This window comes from Methanophagales archaeon, assembly GCA_021159465.1.
GTDB lineage: Archaea > Halobacteriota > Syntropharchaeia > Alkanophagales > Methanospirareceae > G60ANME1.
On sequence record JAGGRR010000004.1, the window covers coordinates 1 to 1,179 of the forward strand.

The 1,179-nt window shown below is 40.5% G+C and carries 1 protein-coding gene; it reads right to left on the reverse strand.

From position 1 onward, the window contains the following. Positions 1–33 precede the first annotated feature (33 nt). Complete coding sequence (gene radC / locus J7J01_00100) at positions 34–960, reverse strand: DNA repair protein RadC (protein MCD6209296.1); 927 nt, start codon at positions 958–960, stop codon at positions 34–36. Between the last annotated feature and the right edge of the window lie 219 nt (positions 961–1,179).

The following is a 1,179-nucleotide window of genomic DNA, read 5'->3' on the forward strand; positions in this document are numbered from 1 at the left end:
TATTACTCACATGCGTATATATTTCTCTCGTCTTCACACTCCTTTTATCAACCCTCTATCCATAAAACTCACATAATCATCCTTATTTTTCCCTATCACAATATGGTCTAACACCTTTATGCCCACCAAACCGCAGGCTTCAACTACTCGTCTCGTAATCTCCATATCATCATTAGAAGGCTCCGCATCGCCCGAAGGGTGATTATGCACCATAATAATTGCAGATGCTGTCTTCTTCGTCGCCTCTTTTATTATCTCCTTCACATCAACCACGCTTGCTGACACGCTTCCTTTACTCAACTCTATATTATCTATCACCTTGTTCCTGACATCTAACAGGATTATATTAAAGAACTCCTTCTCTTTATCCCTCAAATAGGGAGCATAGTAATCGCCAACGTATTCAACAACATCCTTCACGGTCCTTATTTTCGTCTTACGCTCGGCTTCTTCCCGCATTAATCTCTTACCAATTTCCAATGCCGCCTTTATCTGTGCCGCCTTCGCTTCTCCAATACCTTCAATTGCCTGCAAATCAGTGATATGTGCGGAATCTATTGCCCTCAAACTACCAAAATGGTTCAATATCCTTCGTGCTAAATCCTCTGCACTCACTCCCTCGCTGCTGCCAGTCCCCAAAATAATTGCTAACAGTTTTGCAGGCGTAAGAGTTTCTGCACCATGCTTTATCAGCATCTCCCTTGGTCTCTCTTCTTTAATCCACTTTTTTATAGGTCTGGTTCTTCTCCGTTTTGCTAATTCCGCTTTTATAATCTCTCTTACACTTTTACAATCGTCTTCGGTCTTTAGTCTCAACCCCTCAATAATTCTTTCCTTTAGCTCTTCAAAACCGTCATCTCTCCTGCGTCTCAAGAAGAATATTTTCCCGGTCTTGCTACACCTTGGGTACGCCTTTTTCTCTATCAGGAATCTTATTATTTCGCTCCTCTCTTCAGGCATAGAAATTCCTGCTTCCTTATGCTCTGAACTCAATTTCATAACCGATAAATAACAGACTAAAATGATTTACATTTACAGTTTGTTATAGCTTGATAGGGAACATACTCACATAAATATTTCTTGCGTGCTGCGTGCGACATGCGCCTTTTCCTTCTCTTCATTTATTCCAGGATGTCTAACTATAACTAACTAAAATGTCTGTCAAATTTCCCTGAATAC